Annotated in this window: 13 protein-coding genes; 3 read left to right on the top strand and 10 right to left on the bottom strand. The window is 75.1% G+C overall.

Translation table 11 applies throughout. From position 1 onward, the window contains the following. Positions 1 to 13: 13 nt before the first annotated feature. On the bottom strand, positions 14 to 2,920 hold the full coding sequence (locus ACJ9NR_RS38505) for a type 2 lanthipeptide synthetase LanM family protein (protein ID WP_412494560.1): 2,907 nt from the start codon (positions 2,918 to 2,920) through the stop codon (positions 14 to 16). 290 nt (positions 2,921 to 3,210) lie between these two features. On the opposite strand from ACJ9NR_RS38505, the gene ACJ9NR_RS38500 reads away from it, so the two are divergent. Next, the gene (locus ACJ9NR_RS38500; RefSeq protein ID WP_412494561.1) at positions 3,211 to 6,138 is read left to right on the top strand and encodes a helix-turn-helix transcriptional regulator; all 2,928 of its coding nucleotides are present in this window, start codon (positions 3,211 to 3,213) and stop codon (positions 6,136 to 6,138) included. Between the two features lie 297 nt (positions 6,139 to 6,435). After that, positions 6,436 to 7,635, top strand: a complete 1,200-nt coding sequence (locus tag ACJ9NR_RS38495; RefSeq protein ID WP_412494562.1) for a hypothetical protein — start codon at positions 6,436 to 6,438, stop codon at positions 7,633 to 7,635. A 224-nt stretch (positions 7,636 to 7,859) separates the two neighbouring features. On the opposite strand, the gene ACJ9NR_RS38490 is transcribed toward ACJ9NR_RS38495, so the two are convergent. From ACJ9NR_RS38490 to ACJ9NR_RS38475, 4 genes are all read right to left on the bottom strand, one after another. Beyond that, positions 7,860 to 8,012, bottom strand: a complete 153-nt coding sequence (locus tag ACJ9NR_RS38490; protein WP_412494563.1) for an LxmA leader domain family RiPP — start codon at positions 8,010 to 8,012, stop codon at positions 7,860 to 7,862. 28 nt (positions 8,013 to 8,040) lie between these two features. Next, positions 8,041 to 8,196 (bottom strand): LxmA leader domain family RiPP, encoded by a 156-nt coding sequence (locus ACJ9NR_RS38485; protein WP_412494564.1) that lies wholly within the window; start codon positions 8,194 to 8,196, stop codon positions 8,041 to 8,043. A 136-nt stretch (positions 8,197 to 8,332) separates the two neighbouring features. After that, the gene (locus tag ACJ9NR_RS38480; protein ID WP_412494565.1) at positions 8,333 to 8,479 is read right to left on the bottom strand and encodes an LxmA leader domain family RiPP; all 147 of its coding nucleotides are present in this window, start codon (positions 8,477 to 8,479) and stop codon (positions 8,333 to 8,335) included. 26 nt (positions 8,480 to 8,505) lie between these two features. Further along, a complete protein-coding gene (locus ACJ9NR_RS38475) occupies positions 8,506 to 8,664 on the bottom strand; it encodes an LxmA leader domain family RiPP (RefSeq protein WP_412494566.1) in 159 nt (52 codons plus the stop codon). Positions 8,665 to 8,917: 253 nt separating this feature from the next. Here ACJ9NR_RS38475 and ACJ9NR_RS38470 point away from each other — a divergent pair, with 253 nt between their 5' ends. Beyond that, positions 8,918 to 10,141 (top strand): helix-turn-helix domain-containing protein, encoded by a 1,224-nt coding sequence (locus ACJ9NR_RS38470; protein WP_412494567.1) that lies wholly within the window; start codon positions 8,918 to 8,920, stop codon positions 10,139 to 10,141. Positions 10,142 to 10,331: 190 nt separating this feature from the next. Here the strand turns inward: ACJ9NR_RS38470 and ACJ9NR_RS38465 are convergent, their stop codons facing one another. The 5 genes from ACJ9NR_RS38465 to lxmK are packed head-to-tail and all read right to left on the bottom strand — an operon-like array spanning position 10,332 to position 15,245. Continuing rightward, positions 10,332 to 11,336: a hypothetical protein gene (locus ACJ9NR_RS38465; RefSeq protein WP_412494568.1), complete on the bottom strand. Its 1,005-nt coding sequence runs from the start codon at positions 11,334 to 11,336 to the stop codon at positions 10,332 to 10,334. Next, positions 11,320 to 12,018, bottom strand: a complete 699-nt coding sequence (locus ACJ9NR_RS38460) for a flavoprotein (RefSeq protein ID WP_412494569.1) — start codon at positions 12,016 to 12,018, stop codon at positions 11,320 to 11,322. The genes ACJ9NR_RS38465 and ACJ9NR_RS38460 overlap by 17 nt, the downstream gene beginning before the upstream one ends. Beyond that, positions 12,011 to 12,991: an LLM class flavin-dependent oxidoreductase gene (locus ACJ9NR_RS38455; RefSeq protein ID WP_412494570.1), complete on the bottom strand. Its 981-nt coding sequence runs from the start codon at positions 12,989 to 12,991 to the stop codon at positions 12,011 to 12,013. Before ACJ9NR_RS38455 ends, ACJ9NR_RS38460 begins: the two co-directional genes overlap by 8 nt. Before the next feature lie 26 nt (positions 12,992 to 13,017). Next, positions 13,018 to 14,097: a T3SS effector HopA1 family protein gene (locus tag ACJ9NR_RS38450; RefSeq protein ID WP_412494571.1), complete on the bottom strand. Its 1,080-nt coding sequence runs from the start codon at positions 14,095 to 14,097 to the stop codon at positions 13,018 to 13,020. Next, positions 14,094 to 15,245, bottom strand: coding sequence for a class V lanthionine synthetase subunit LxmK (gene lxmK, locus ACJ9NR_RS38445; RefSeq protein WP_412494572.1), 1,152 nt, complete (start codon positions 15,243 to 15,245; stop codon positions 14,094 to 14,096). Before lxmK ends, ACJ9NR_RS38450 begins: the two co-directional genes overlap by 4 nt. Positions 15,246 to 15,386: the final 141 nt, after the last annotated feature.

Genomic DNA, 15,386 nt, shown 5'->3' with positions numbered 1-15,386 from the left:
CAGTGGTCAGTGGTCAGTGGTCAGTGGTCAGTGGGAGTCTGCGCCCGGTCGGGGGGCGGTCGGGGGCAGGCCTCAGCAGGAGGACCGAGGGGACCTCGGTGGGGAACCCCAGGCGCAGCAGGCCGTAGCCGATCCCGGACGTGCCGTACAGGAGGCCCGGGGTCGTCACCTCGCCCGCCGTGCCGCACCGGACTCCGTACTGTTCGACAGCGCCGAGCAGCCAGCTGCCGGTCATCCTCCACAGGCGGCGGGCCTCCTCGTACCCGGCCTGCTCCAGTTCGACGAGCGCGTCGACGACGCCCAGTTCGCCACGGCACAGGGACTGGTCACGCAGTGGCGTCCGTTGCGTCGCGGCCGTGAGGAACCGCCGCACGACGGGCTCACCGCCGGGCTGCCCGGCCGCGGCGAGGGCGGCACCCGCCAGCCCCGTGCTCCAGCTCAGGTCCCCGCTCTCGTCTCCGCCCCGGTCTCCGGGGCGGCGCGGTGCCGCTTCACGGCCGGTGGCCCAGCGGATGCCGGCGTCCCCGTGCAGGAATCCGCCGTCCCCGGCGTCCGGGGCGTCACGGCGGGCCAGTCGCGCGGCGATCGAGTCGGCGAGTTCGGCGGCGCGCCGCTCCCCCGTCTCGGCGTGCACGGCGCGCAGTGCGGCGAGTCCGCCGGCCGGGCCGAGCCCCAGGCCCGGCTCGTCCTCGTCCTCGTCCTCGTTGTCGTTGTCGTTGTCGTTCTCGGTGAGTGAGGAGGCCAGGGCGGTGAGGGCGGCGGGCACGCAGTCCCGCAGCCGGGCGTCCTCCAGGAGGTTCGCCAAGCGGGCCAGCGCGTAGCAAATTCCGCCCAGCCCGAAGAAGCCCCCGGGGCCGACCTGGCGGGACAGGCCGGGATGGCGTGCGAGTCCTCGTACCAGGCTCGGCAAGGCCCCGGCGGCGTGCGCGGCCACCGAGGTGTACCGGTCGATCCCGGTGAGCCGGCCCAGCTGGGCCAGGAACAGCGCGGGTCCCGGGTAGCCCTCGGCCAGGCCCGCTCCGGCCTGCTGCACCGTCCACTGGAATCCGTCCTGCCGCTCCAGGCCGATCCAGTTGGTTCTGTCGGCGTTTCGCAGGGACGTGGCGATCAGCTCGTCTCCGATCCGGCAGGCCAGGGCCAGCAGCCGGGTGCGGTCCAGGGGCTGGGCCGCCGCCGGGCGGGGCCAGGGCGCTCCGGGGGGCGGCGCGTCCGGTGTGTTCTGGGTGGCCAGCGTCGCCGAGATCAGCCACGTCTGGCGCCGCAGATCGGTCTCGCTCATCCGGCGGATCTTGCCGCGTGCGGTGGCGAGGCCGCTCGCGTCGAGCGGGACGGGCACGAGGTCGCCGTGTGCGGTCCGCAGGGTGCGCGCGTCGGTCGTACCGGTGAACAGCGGGATGTCCCCCGCGATGAGGTCCGCCCGCTCGTGGACCGCCAGTTCACGCAGGTGCGCCCGTCCGGTCTCGGTGTCGAGGCCCGCGAAGGCGGCGGCGCGGTCGCCCGGGCCGGTGAGCCGTTTCGGCTCCGTGGCCTCCTCGAGCATCGAGGCGTAGACGTGGGTGGGCCGCACCACGACGCGCATCGGTGCTCCCGCGAAGCGCTCCAGCGCTCCGTCGGGGCCGGTCAGTTCGTCGGCGTGGCGCAGCACCGCGCGGTAGCCGGCCGCGAAGCCGGTGTGCAGATGTTTCGCGAACTCCAGCGGGTCGACCGGCCGGCCGTCGAGCACCGGGCGGTTCGCGGCGCCCGTGTAGGGCACCCGGCGCCGCGCGACCCGCATCGTGTCGGTGCCGAGGTCGGCCCAGTCCGGCACCAGCAGCGAGGCAGAGCCGTCCCGGCCCGCACCGAACGCGGAGATGTCCACGTGGCCCGCCTCGGTGTCCATCAGCCAGGGCAGCAGCCCGGTGCGGGCCACGGAGTCGTTCAGTGCGCCGAGCGCGGGATCGTCCCCGTGGTCGGTGTGCGGGCGCCAGGACGGGTGGAAGAGGGTCTCGACGTCGACGACGACGGGCTGGTCGGCGCAGGCGATGAGGTTCTCGCAGTGCAGATCGACGGCGTCGATGGCGTAGCAGAGCGCCAGCAGCGCGCCCTGCCGGCGGTAGAAGGCCTCCACCTCGGCCCCGTCGGCGCAGGGGGTCGCGGGAATGAACTCGGCCCACCCGTAGTCCTCGCGGGCCAGAACTCTCACGCCGCGTGGTGCCGACTCGGGGAGGACCTCGCGAAACCAGTCCAGCAGCGCGTTCCAGCACTGGTGCAGCCCGAGCGGCCGGGGCTTGTAGACGAGCCGCTCACCGTCGACGAACCGCAGCACGACGACCGTTCGCCCCCCGGCGTGCCGGTCCCCGCCGCCCGGCTCGACGCCGGCCAGACGGGCCGTGCGGGCCGTGGGCAGGACGTCGTCGGCCAGCTCCCGACGGTCGGCGGCGAGCCGGCCCAGGAGTTCGTGGAATGCGGCGACGGTGCTGAGGCATTCCCGGGCGAGCAGGTTGGCCAGCACCGGGTAGCGGGTGAGGAGTTCGGCCAGCCGGTCGCGGCGGGCAAGGCCGGCGAGGAAGTACCGGTAGCGCTCGGGGCCGGTGGCGCCCCGCAGTGTGCCCTTGGCGCGGGCGGTGGCCAGTTCGCCGGCCAGGACGCGTCCGGCGAGGCGGGCCAGCCGTTCGGCCAGGGTGTCCGCCACGTCCTGCCACACCGCGGCCAGGTCGACGGTCCCGGACTCCGGCCACCGCAGGGCGCGTTGTCGCGCCGCGGTCAGGAACGGCCGCAAGGGGTGCACCAGTTCTCCGACCGTGCCCGTGTCGCCCGGTGGTGGTGGAGCGTCGGTGTCCGGGGCCAGGAGGAGCGCGAGGGCGAGGAACGCCTCGTCTTCTCCCTCTGGCCGCTCGGGCGTGGTCGGGAGGTCGTCACGCCGGTCCGTTCGGTTGGTCACGGATGAGAGCATGCCCATCGGGTTCCGGCCGGGCATGGGTATTCGCCCCCCAGATTCATACGTGGGTCCGTACGCGGCGGCCTCCGCCGGGTCTGCGCACGGCACTCTGCACGGCTCTCTGCACGGCTCTCTGCACGGGTCTTTGCACGGGTCTCGGGACGGAAAGGTGCTCCTCACCCGGTCTCGTCGGCGCCCCGCTCCCCGTCCGCGCGGCGGGGCCGGCCGGACCGCCGGGGACTCCGTCTGTTCGGAGCAATCTCCTGTCGGGGGCGCGAAGTTAGACTCACCGCATGCGAACCCGCGCTGCCGCCTTTGTCGGACGCCCCGCCGAACTGGCGGCATTGCGTACGGTCCTCGGGGATGCCCGCCGCGGCCACGGCACGGTCGTCTTCCTGACGGGCGAGCCCGGGATCGGCAAGTCCCGGCTGCTGCGGGAGTTCCTCGGCTGCGCCGTGGACGCCGAGATGCCCGTGCTCCGCGGCCGCAGCAGCGTCACGGGGCCACCGGTGCCCTTCCGGCCGCTGACCGAGGCGCTGATGTCCGTCGCCAGGACCCTGGACCCGGATCTGGCACGCCAACTGGGCCCCTATCAGCGAATACTGGGGCGTCTGGTGCCCGACTGGGCGGACCCCGGCGGGCAGTACGGGGACGCGTCGATGGTCGTGATCGCCGAGGCGGTCCTCCGGCTCACCGCGCTGATCGGCCGGGAGAACGGGTGCGTACTGGCGCTGGACGATCTGCATGAGGCCGACCCGGAGACCCTGGCCGTGGTGGAGTACCTGGCGGGGAACCTGGCGGGCCAGCCGGTCGCCGTGGTGGCCTCGGTGCGCACCGAGTCGCCGGGGGCCCATCTGCTGGCCGAGGAGGTGAGCCGGCGCAACGACGGCATCACGCTCCCCCTCGCCCGGCTCGGCCGGCCCGAGGTGCACGACCTGGTGACGTCCTGCCTGGAGGCCGAACCCGGCCTCGTACCGGCCGAAGTGTCCGACCGGCTCCTCCACGACAGCGCGGGAAACCCGCTCATGGTGGAGGAGCTCCTGCACAGCATGATCGCCACCGGCGAGCTGGTGTACGCACAGAACGCCTGGCGGCTCACAGGCGCCACCGCGGGCTCGGTGCCTCCGACGCTGGTCCGGCTGATCAGTGCCCGCGCCGACCGGCTCGGCCCCGGCGGCTCCCGGCTGCTGTCCGTCGCGGCGCTGCTGGGCCGCCGCTTCCAGCTGACGCTCGCCCAGCACGTCCTCGGCCTCGACGACCAGACCCTGCTCAACGATGTGCAGTCGGCGGTGGAGGCGCAGTTACTCACCCCGGACGAGGGCATACCGGGCTGGTACGCGTTCCAGCACCCGCTGGCCGTGGAGGCACTGCGCAGCAGACTCAGCCCCGGTGAACTGGCCCGTACCGCGCTCCGGGCGGCCGAGACGGCGGCGGAGCTGTATCCGGACCTCCCGGACGAGTGGTGCCAGCTGGCCGCCCGGCTGCGCGAGCACGCCGGCGAGTACACGGCAGCCGCCCGGCTGTACCTGGAGTGCGGTCGCCGCGCCACGGTCGCGGGCGCGCCCGGCTCCGCCGTCGCCGTCCTGGAGCACGCCCGGTCGGTGCTCGACGACCCCGCCGACGGTGTCAGACACCACGGTCTGCTCACCGAGATACTGGAGGCGCTGCTCCAGGCGCTCGCCGACGACGGCCGGCTCGACCGGGCACTGGCTGTGGCGGAGGAACTCACCGCGCAGGCACCCGGCGACCGCACCCGGCAGATCGGCCGGCACATCCGCCTGGCGTGGGCGGCGCAGGTGGCCGGGCACTGGGCCCAGGGCGACGCCCAGGTGTCGGCGGCGCGGGAACTCCTGCCCGGGGCGGCGACCGAGGAACAACGAGCCTCTCTGGACGCGGTGGCGGCGTATCTGGCGGTGCTGAGCCCGGCCGCGGACCGGATGGCCCGCTGCGCCGAACTCGCCCGCAGCGCGGCGCGGCGGGCGGAGCGCATCCCCCTGCCCGCGGCCGTCTGCCAGGCCTGGTACATCCTCGGATTCGCAGGCCGCGAGCACGACCTGACCGAGTCCGACGCGTGCTTCCGCCGGGCCCTGGACTGCGCCGTGGAGCACGGGCTGGCGGCATGGCGCAACTACGCGCTGGTCGGCCTCGGCGGCAACGCCTGGCTGGCTCAGGCCGACGCCGGCCCGCTGGGTCGGGCCCACCGGGAAGTCTTACGGGGAGGCGCGATCGCCCTCGCGCAGAACGCCTCCGCCGTCCTGGGGCTGCACCGGGTGCTGACGGCCGACTTTGAGCGGGCCGAGGAGGAACTCGCCACGTGCCTGGCCCAGAGCCGGGGACTGCGGCTCGTCACGGTGACGCACTATGCGCTGATGGCCAGGGTCGTCCTCGCCGCGCACCGAGGGCGGCGTGAGGAGATGCAGGCCGCGATCGCGGAGTTCGCCCGTCACGGCGGGGACGACTCGGGGGAGGCGTCGCTGGTGCACGGGCTGGGCCGCGCCTTCTGCGCGCTGCTGGAGGAGGACCGCGCCACGGCCGAGCTCGACATGGCACGCGTCACCGCGGAGCAGGGGTCCCGGCAGAGCCCGTTCCACCTCGACGGACATCATGGTCTCGGCATCCTGCTCGACGTGCTCGCCGGGCGGGCCGACGAGGAGCGCCTCCGGGAGGTGGCCGCCACCGGCGCCGGCGGGATGCGGTGGAACCGTCAGTTCGTCGCGCTGGCGCAGGCGGTCGTCGCCGGACGGCGTGCGGACGCGGCCGGCGTGAGGGAGGCGATGGGCCGGGCCGAGCTGGCCGCGGGGCCCTTTCGTATGGCCCGCTGCCTGGGGCTGCGGCTGGTCGCCGAACCGGCGGCGGCCGAAGGATGGGGCCGGCCCCGGGACTGGCTGCGCGAGGCCGAGGAGTACTTCCACCAGGCGGACGTGGGCCCCGTGGCCGGTGCCTGCCGGACGATGCTCCGGCGGCTCGGTGAGCCGGTCCGGCAGCGCCGCACGGGTACCGACCGGATCCCCGGCGCCCTGCGCCGGCTCGGCGTGACCGCGCGCGAGTTCGAGGTGCTGGAGATGATGCCGGACAAGCCCAGCAACAAGGCGCTGGCGGCACGGCTGCACATCTCGCCCCGTACGGTCGAGAAACACGTGGCGAGCCTGTTGCTCAAGACGGAACTGCCGGACCGCGGCGCCCTGGTCGAGCGCGCGCGGGAGCTGCTGTCGCGGACGTGAGCCGCCTCGCCGTGCGCCTTCTGGCGCGTGCTGCCTTCGGCAGCGGCTCGGGCGGGTGCGGCGGGCCCTCGGTGTGACGTGACCTCGTGACGTGACCTCTCGGTGTCCGGCGGATCGTGGTGGACGCCCGGCTTCGAATCTGGGTCGGCGCTACCCATGTGTGCGCGGGCCCCGCGCTCGGATGATGCCGGTGTCGCGACGGCGCGGCGACGGACGACGCGCAGAGAGGGGGCCGCCGTGGAACTCGGCGAGCCGATACTCCTCCCCCACCCGGCACCAGGTGGGGGAAGGGACACCATGTCACCCGGGCCGTCTGCGGGTGCCGGGCCGGGGCACCGGCAGACGGCCCCGGGCCGGACACCGCACCGGCCGGATTCGCCGGGCCTGCTCGACGAGCCGAACCGGCCGGAGTTGCTGGAACTGGCGCTCTGGGCCGCGGGTGCCGTCCCGCGCCTTGCGGTGTCCGGCCCCGGCCCGGTGCCGGGTCCCGGCCCCGTGGCCGCTCCCGGCAGGCAGCGGCGGCACGACGCGCCAGGGGCCCGGCCTTCGCCGCGGCCCGGCGCCGACCCGCTCACGAGGGCGCAGGACGCCGTCCGCGCGGCACGGGAGCGGCAGCGGCTGGCCCGGTACGCGGAAGCGACGGCCTTGGCGGACGCGGCACTGCTGTGGGCACGGCGGGCCGGGGCGGAACCGGAGGAGGCCGCCGCACTGCGCGTTCTGGGCGTGTCCCTGTGGCAGGGCCCCGAACCCGCGGGCGCCGCCGCGTTCCGTATCCGGGCCCTGCTGGAGGAACACGGTGCCGGGCGGCCCGCCGCACGCCTGGCGCTGACCGGCCCGCTCGCGGTGCTGTACGGCATGCGGGAGCGCTGGGCCCCGGCACAGGGCGCCCTGGACCTCACCCGCGCCGCGGTGGCGGAACTCGACCCCGCGGGCGGCTCCGTGCTCCTGCCCGTGCTGACGGCTCGGGTCGAGTCGCTGGCCGGCCGGACCCGGCAGGCGGCCCACCTGCTGGAAGCGGCGGCGGACTCGGCGGACCTGCTCGGCCTCGACCTGTTGCGGGAAGCGGCGCGCCGGGCGCTGACGCGCCTGCTGGCCGGCACGGGCCGGTACACGGAGGCGATGGAGTGGATGCCGGTGCGCGACCCGCGCGTCGGAGCGGTCGGTGATGGCCGGACGGCGTGGTCGGTGAACGGTGACGGGCCGGCGGGTACGGCGGCGCGGATCGCGGCGGTCCGGGGGCACGTCGAGGAAGCGCTGGCACTGGCGGAGCGCGCGGTGGACGCGGCGGCGGCGACCGACTCCCCGGTCGCCCGGGCCACGGCCCGGCTGGACCAGGCGGAGGTGTTCAGGCTGACGGGCCGCCGGGACGAGGCGCGCCGCGCGATCTGTCTGGCCGGCTGCGATCTCGCCCGGAAGGGGCACGTGCCCGGCGTGAGCGACGCCGCGGCGCGGCACGCGGCACTGGCCTCGTCGCCGTCGGGCGTGCCGGGCGGCTGACCGCCGTTCGAAACGCCGTCAGGGGCCGTCGCCGTACGGTGGTTTCACCCAAGTACGGCGGACGGCCCCTTTGCGTGATGCGGGGCCCACGGACCGGAGCCGCTCCCGGACGTGCCTGAGGGGCAGGAGACCGGTCGGCCTGTCCTGCCCCTCAGAGGTTCACATGGTTCCCATCCGGTCCGGTAGCTGCGAAACGACCGGTTCCGGTGGCCACGAGCCGTCGGTCAGAAGCTGACGGGTGACGGCGTCGTCGTGGCGGTGGTGGTGATGACGGAGAAGATCGTCGACGTCGGGGGCAGCTCCTGTGCCGCCGAGGCCGCCAGCTCCTCCGTGTCCACGAAGGTCCGGTACCCGTCGATGAGCTCGTGCGCGTTCACACGGGGCTCCTCTTCGTCCGTGGCGGGTTCAGCAGGTGTGTTCGGCGGTGAGCGAGATCGTCACGCCGCTGATGAGGCTGAGGGTGATCGGCGACTGCTCGTTGACGACGTCGACCGACTCCGCGGCGAGCTCCTCGACGTCGGTGTAGGCGGCGAAACCGTCCATCAGGTTCTGAGCGGACATGTTGCTTCTCCTTCTTCGGGGTTTTTCGGGGTCTTTTCGGGCTCTTCGCGGGTTGTCCCGGGACGTCCCCGCGAAGCATGTCATCTTCCGTGACATCACGAGTCACGGAAGAGTGCGTCACCGGCTCGAAACCGCGTCAATAGGTGATCGTGGGTGTCGCGGTCTCCGGGATCGAGATGGTGAAGATGGTGGTCGTCGGCAGCAGGTCCGCCGCCGCGCCGGCCGCCAGTTCCTCGGCGTCGACGAACAGCCGGTACCCCTCGACGAGATCGTCAGCGGTCATGTGTCGCCTCCCAGTGGGCGAGTGGGTCAGCAGCCCGCCTCGTGCGTCGCCGTGACGATGCTGAAGGTGGCGATGCTGAGCGTGATGGGCGACTGCTGGTCGGCGACGTCGGTGGCCGACTCCGCGGCGAGCTCCTCGGCGTCGGTGTAGGCGGCGAAACCGTTCATCAGGCCCTGGGTGGACATGCACGTCTCCTTCTCGACGGTGAAGCGGGAACTGCGCCCCGCCGTTCGGTCACCGGCGAGGGCATGACTCATTTCTACGGTCCCGGCCGACGGCTGTCAAGTAATGTGACCACACTTGTCATTACCGACGCGCGCGAGTGCTCCCACTGGTCATGGAAAGCAGTTCGTCGGAAGAGTGGCGACGGAAGCGCCGGCGCTCGGAGGGAGCCGTAAGCTACTCCCACTCCTTGACACGACGCGGAATGGACGGCGGATGGAACTGTTGGGCCAACCGGAGTTCGGCCGGCTTCTGCGCAGGCTCCGGGCCGAGCGCGCCCTGTCACAGGCGGACCTGGTCGGTCCCAAGGTCTCGGCGAGCTATGTCTCCCGCCTGGAGTCCGGTGACCGGGCGGTGACACTCCAGGCGGCGACACACCTGGCGGAGCGCCTGGGCGTCGCGATCGACGTCTTCCACGTGGCCGCCGGCGCTGCGGACAGCGACCGGGCGCCCGCGTTCCTCGCCGCCGCGATCACGGCGCTCGACGACGGCGCGCCCGCCGAGGCCGTTCGGTTGCTCACCACCTGCGCCGCCCTGCCCGACGTCTCCGCGGACCATGCCTGGCAGGTGCTGTGGTTCCTGGCCCGGGCGCACGAGCGGCTCGGCGACGTAGGCGCGCAGCGGGACGTCCTGGAACGGCTGCGCCCGGTCGCTCGCGAGTCGGGCATCACCCATCTCCGGGTACGGGCCTCGGCCGCGCTGGCCGACTGCGACCGGGTGCTCGGGAAGACGGAGAGCGCGATCGTCTGGGCACGCGAGGCCCTGACGGTGGCCGAGAGCGCAGCGAGCGCCGATCAGGCGGAGGCGCTGCTCGCCCTCACTGCGGCCGAGGTGGCGGCGGGGCGGCTCGGCGAGGCCGAGGAGCACGCCGGTCTGCTGCTGGAGCGGGCCGGGGAGATGTCCGGGGCCCGGCGGGCGCGCGCGCTGTGGACGGCCGCGGCGGTCCACTCGGCCCGCGACGCGCACGAGCGGGCGCTGCCGCTGCTGGAGGAGGCGCTGGGCTTCTCGGACGCGCGCGGCGACCTGCTGCTGTGGGCCCGGCTTCGCCTGGCGGCCGTGTCCGCGCACGTCGAGGCACGGGGCGCGGTGACGGAGGACGCCGAACGCTGGTGCCGGGAGGCGGAGACCGCGCTCCGCATGATGGACGGTGCCGGACACCTCTGCGAACTGCGGGCCGTACAGGCGCGTGTGGCGTTCCGCCGTGGCGATCCGGAGGCCGCGGTCGCGCTGTGCGGCGAGGCCCTCGCCGAGGCCGGCACGATGACCCACCAGGACCGCGTCCGCACCGAGATCCTGCTGCACGAGGCGGAACTGGCGACCGGCGCCGGTGAGGCCGCCGCGGCGGAGCTGCGCCGGATCGCCGAGGAGGCCACCCGTTCCGGCAGCCTCGAACTCGCCACGCGCGCGTGGAAGGCGCTCGCGCAGGCGGCAGCGAGGTGATCAGGGGCCTGGGCCCGCGCGCCCGCGCGTCCTGACTCGCGTCACCGCGGCCCGCGGACCGGCACCCGCCCGGCCACTGCGCCGACGTACCGCCCGTACTGCCGCGCGGTGGCCGCCCGGCAGGCACCAGGCGGGCGGAAGAGACCCGGCCGCCGGGCCCGGTCGTCACCGTCGGCTGTCGCGGGCCCCGTCACCGGCCGTGGGGCGCGCACACCCGGGCGGCGTCCCATCCGGCCGGGGCGTCAGGGGCCTCCGCGGCCTCCATGGCCTCCGCAACCAGGTCCAGGTAGGTGAGCAGCTGTGCGTGCCATGTCACGTACGCGGCGAAGTCGTGGGCGTGGGTGAGGCTGCGCAGGACCACTGCCCGGCGGACGGCGGCCGGGGACGGCTGCCTGCCGTAGCCGTCCAGGAGGGCCCTGGCCAGGGCGACGTGGTCGGCGGCGCCGCACACCCCCCAGCGGTGTCCGGCGGCCATCTCCGCGAACTCGGCCAGCTGCCAGGCGATGTCGAACTCCCATGAGCCGCCGGTGAGTTCCTCCCCCGTCAGCAGCACCGCGCGGGCCGGCCCGGACGGCAGGACGAGCGCGCCGAGGGACGGGCCGCCGTGCAGCAGGACGCGCGGGCCCGGGCCGTGGGCGGCGCCCGCGCTCCAGTCGGCGATCAGCCGCAGCCGCCGTTCGCCGAGGCGGGAGCGGGCCGCGGCGTGCAGGCGCGGGGCGGCGCCGGGGCCGGCCCCGGCGCCCAGCCAGCGCAGGAGCCGGGCCGGTGCCGGAGGCAGGCCGGGCGCCTCCTCGGCCACGGGGGCGGTGTGCAGCTTCCGTAGCGTCACGCCGAGGCCCCGGACGGCGTCCCGTACGGAGGCCTGGGAGCGCGGCGCCGGATCGCGGACGACCGCGGCGGCGGAACGGGTCCCGGGTGCGGGGTAGCGCAGCACTCCGGCCTGGCCGGGGTCGGCGGTGGCCAGGGCGAGGCCGACGGGGGCGCCGGCGGATGCCGCGCGCACCGCGGCGGCGCGGCGCGTGTCGGGCGACGGCAGCGGGGCGTCGCGGGCCGGGCCCGGGCGGCGGGCCCACACATAACCGCCGGTGGGCACCGCCAGGATGGCGGTGCCGATGTGCCGGGTGCCCAGTTCACGGGCCAGCCGTTCGTCCGGTGCCACCCGGATGCCGGTGCCGACGTCAGACCGCGCGGGCATACGGCGCTCCCTCCGTGGGCCGGGGCGCGGGCCGGTGACGTGCGATCAGGTCGAGCAGCGCGGGCAGCGGCGCGGCGGCAGAGGCGTCGTCCCGGCCGGTGGAGGCGCTGCGGCCGGGATGCGGCGGTGCGACGGCCACGTTGTCGTACCGCTCCAGTGCCTGGAGGTGGCCGCGGTAGGCCGGGCCCGCCTCGGCGCCCGGGGGGAGCGCGGGGGCGATGCCGATGACGGCCCGGGTGCACTGGAGCGCCATCAGTACGGGCGTGTCGGCCAGCCCCTGGGCGAAGCGGCCGATGAAGTGCAGGCCCGCCGGATGCACCGCCACGGCGTCCGCCCACTGGGCGAGTTCGACGTGGTCCACGTGCGGCGCCGAGCAGTCGGCGGTGCCCGGCCACACGTCCAGCAGCACCTCGCCGCCCAGGATCGCCCCGAGGGCGGTGGTGCTGACGAACCGTTCGGCGCTGCGGGTGACGGCGAGGCGGACCTCGGTGCGGGGCCGGGTGACACGCAGCCAGTTCAGCCAGAACGGCAGGAAGGCGACGCTCAGCGCGCCCGTGCCGAACAGCAGCAGCCTGGACGGCGCCCACTCCCCGTCTCCCGTCCGTCCCGCGGACTGCCGCCGCCCGGTGCCGGCCGCCTCCGCCCGCGTTCCGGTCGTTGCCCGCGCCTGCTGCTCAGCCATGGTGCTCCTCCAGGGCGGTGAACACGTCCTCCAGATCGGCCAGCGCCTCCTGGACGCTGTGGGTGAAGTGGACGCCTCCGGCGTTGAGGATCACCTCGTCGATGCCGGCCGCGCGGTGCCGGGCCAGTTCACGGGCGATGTGCGCGGGGCTGCCGTAGACGAACACGCCGGCGTCGACCAGCTGCTTGGCCTTGACGGAGAGGTCGTCCTCGGCGCGTATGGTCACGCCCGCGCGGCGCAGCATGTCGAGGTAGTGGGGCGCGGACAGGTGCCCGGCGAGCACGGCCGCCGCGAGGCGGGCGGGGTCGCGGCCGGGGCGGTCGACGGCGAGGTGCACCACGGTGGCCACCCGCGGGGGGCGCCGGTCGCCGGCCCCGTCCCGCAGCGCGGGGACGAGGGTGTCCCGTACGTAGTCCGCGGGGGTGAGCCAGGTGATGGCCACGTCGGTCACGGGGGCGGCGGATCTGGCCATGGCGGGGCGCAGCACGCCCGCGCCGACCTCGACGACCGGGTGCGGGCGGGTGGGCGTCAGCGCGGTGCGCACGTGGTGGTACTCGCCCGCCAGGTCGGCTGTCCCGCCGTCGAGCAGGGCGCGGGCCGCGGTGAGGAACTCGGCGGCCGCGGTGCGCGGGCTGCGGTAGGGCGCTCCGCGCAGCGAGGCCACGAAGCCGGGGGTGGCGGGACCGTACCCCATGACCACGGGCCGGCCGGTGATCAGTGCCAGGGAGCGGGCCTGGACGGCGGCGTCGTAGGGGGTGCGCAGCGGAGTCAGGGACACGCCGGTGCCGACCGGGAGGCGCAGCCCGCGTCCGGCGAGGTGGGCGAAGAGCTGGAAGGCGTCGAGGCGCAGCGACTGCCCCGTCCACAGGCGGCGTGCGCGGTGCCGGGCCACCAGTTCGGCGTAGGGCAGCGCGTCATCGACGCAGTCGGGCTGGTGCGGGATCATCACGGCGGGCTTGGCCCTCGAGGGCATGACCATGGCAGGGTTCCAATCGTCGTTCAGCACCCGGCGGCCGTGAGCGGCTCCGGCCGGCCGGCGGGCGGGGTCTGCCGGGTGCGCGGGGGCCGCTCGGGCGCGGCGGCCGGCGTCGGGGCGGGCAGCACCTCGCGGGGTGAGGTGACGTTGTGGGCGGGGTCGGCGGGGTCGACGCCGGCTTCCAGCAGGCAGTCGCGCACGGCCTGTTCGCGGCTGCGGGCGGTGGGGTCGAGGGCGTGCTCGGTGAGTCCGGCGGCCAGCGCGGCGGCCCGGTGCTCGCCGAAGCTGACCCGGCGCATTCCGGGCCGGGCGTCGTCGGGTTCCCAGGCGGCTCCGACGCCGGGGGCGAGTTCCCTCACGAAGGCGGAGACCGTGCCGCCGAGTCCGGGAAGACGTCGGGCTGCGTCGGCGATGAGTTCCGCCGCGTCCCAGCTCTCCGGGCCCAGGTAGACGACGCAGGCGTCCTGGCGGGGGTAGCCGGTCCGGGAGGAGGCGATCTTGGCCCGGTACGGAAGCCGTTCGCCCTCCAGCAGGCCCAGTACGTCCGCCCAGACCCGCGGTGCCGTGTCGGGCACGGTGATGTGCAGATAGACCCGGAGTATGCCGGTGGGGCGGACGCGGGCGGGCACGGTGGACTCGCAGAGGAAGAAGCCGGGTGACACGGCGGGGCGGGCGGCGTCCAGGCGCACGCGGACGCGGGCGCGGGCCCCGGGGCGGACGGTGTCCAGGCGCTCCGGAGCCGCCCTCACCCGTACGCCGTCCAGCAGGACGGGGACGCCGGATGCGTCGCCGTCGCCGAGGAGTTCCACCTCGCGGGTGATGTGCCGGTGCGGCATGGCGGCGAGCAGCCGTGCCTCCAGCGCGGGGTCCGGCAGTGACCTGGGGGCCAGTGCCTCGCCGTCGTCGGTACGGCCCATGTGGTGGCGCCGGTAGAACTCGGCGGCGAGCGCGGCGCGCAGGGCGCGCGGGTCGTCGGCGGTCACCTCCCGTCCGGAGGCCAGGGCGCTCGTGGCGTCGGCGGCGACGGTGGTCTCCGCGAGGATGCGCAGGATCGGCGGCGCCAGCGGGGCCGGTGCGGCCGGGGCGTCGGGGGTGGTGTTCATGCCTGGGTTCCCTCCCAGCCGAGTACGGACACGAAGGCTCGCGGGGAGAGCAGGGCGGTGCGGCCGATGCCGGCGGCCGCGCGCTCGGTGGCGCCCAGACGCGCGCTGCGCTCGGCCGTGGCGAGGAGCCGGTCGAGCAGGTGCCAGCCGGCGAACGCGGTGGCCCGGACGAGCAGATCCGGGTCACGCTCGACGGCGTCCGGTCGCGCCGTGGTGTAGCCGTGGTGGAAGGCGGCGATCAGCGGGGTGACCCGGGCCAGCTCGGTGGTGCCGGTGGCGACGACCTCGTCGTGCGAGACGGCCGCCGCGGGGTTGCGCTGCAGGCCCGCGGGCACCTTGAGCACCGCCCGGTGCAGCCAGTCACCGGCGAATCCGCCGAGGTCGCGGGCTGGGTCACCGTGGCGGAACTCCTCCCAGTCGGTCAGCAGCACGCGCCCGTCGGGTGCGCTGAGGAACTGGTCCAGGCGCAGGTCGCCGTGGATGAGGGTGCCGGGGGCGCGTGCCTCGTCGCCCCGCAGCTCGCGCAGCGCCTCGTGCAGCGCGGTGTCGCCCTGCAGCAGCCGCCATGCCTCCAGGGCCCCGGCGCTGGCCCGGGTGTACAGGGCCCAGGGCAGGGCCCGCAGGTGGCCGAGGGCCGGCAGAGGCAGCGGGGCGGACTCGATGCCGGTCCGGTCGGCAGGCCGCAGGGTGTGCAGCGTGGCGATGATCCGGCCGGCCCGCTGGGCGAGGTCGGTGCCGAACTCGTCCCGGGCCGCCAGGTCGCTGCCCGGTGCGGCCCCCTCCACGAGTTCGAAGGCCAGGAGCCGGGCCGCCTCGTCGGAGCCGATCAGGCGGGGACGGGGAACGGGCCGTCCCCCGCCGGCCGCGGCTGCCGAGACGGCCTGTTCGAAGCGGAGCACCCGGCGGAAGCGGCGCAGCGACTCCGCGGCCTCCCCGCCGAGGTGCTTGACGAAGACCGAGCGGCCCCGGGTGGTGGTACCCGCCCAGTTGTCGTTGCGGCCGGGGTAGGCGCTGAGCGTCTCCTGGGTGAAGGTCCCCGCTCCCAGGCGTTCCAGAAGGCCTGCTACGGCGGGAAAGCCGGACAGGTCCGCGGGGGCGATGCGACGGCGGGCGTGCTGGTCCGTCCTCGCCATGATGTCGACTGTCATGACAGGACCGTAGCCCTGACCCTCCTTTGCGTGTCAAGAAAAGCGACATGCTTGACATAAAACTTGACAAGCTCGGGGTGTGATCGGGTATCACAGTCGGTGCCCCCGCGGCTGCCCGCCGCGGAGGCCGGCGACCCGACG

Origin of the sequence: Streptomyces sediminimaris (assembly GCF_047049295.1) — a bacterium.
Taxonomy (GTDB): domain Bacteria; phylum Actinomycetota; class Actinomycetes; order Streptomycetales; family Streptomycetaceae; genus Streptomyces; species Streptomyces sediminimaris.
The sequence above is the reverse complement of the archived record's forward strand: the minus strand, read 5'-3'. Positions and strand labels throughout refer to the sequence as shown.